Genomic DNA, 280 nt, shown 5'->3' with positions numbered 1-280 from the left:
TTCGGGGTGGGTGGGTGGTGTGGTGGAGCGGGTGTTGTTGCATTCGCCGTTTGCGTTTGATGCGTCGACGTTTGAGTTGTGGGGTCCGTTGTTGTCGGGCGGGTGTGTGGTGGTGGCTCCGGTGGGGCGGTTGGATGTGGGGGTTTTGAAATCGGTTATTGGTGGGTTTGGGGTGACGGGGTTGTGGTTGCCGGCGGGGTTGTTTGGGGTGGTGGCGGAGGAGGATCCGTCGGTGTTGGTGGGGGTGCGTGAGGTTGTGGTGGGTGGTGATGTGGTGTCG

1 protein-coding gene is annotated in these 280 nt (G+C 62.1%); it reads left to right on the top strand.

Going from position 1 to position 280, the window contains the following annotated elements; genetic code table 11:
* Window positions 1-19: 19 nt before the first annotated feature.
* A partial coding sequence (locus IH09_RS36310) for an AMP-binding protein (protein ID WP_205379430.1) occupies window positions 20-280 on the top strand: 261 nt, incomplete at its 3' end.

The sequence above is a fragment of the Streptomyces celluloflavus genome (assembly GCA_000720995.1).
GTDB classification, from domain to species: Bacteria; Actinomycetota; Actinomycetes; order Streptomycetales; family Streptomycetaceae; genus Streptomyces; species Streptomyces celluloflavus.
Note: the sequence above shows the minus strand (reverse complement) of the source record. Positions and strands in the feature narration are given on the sequence as shown.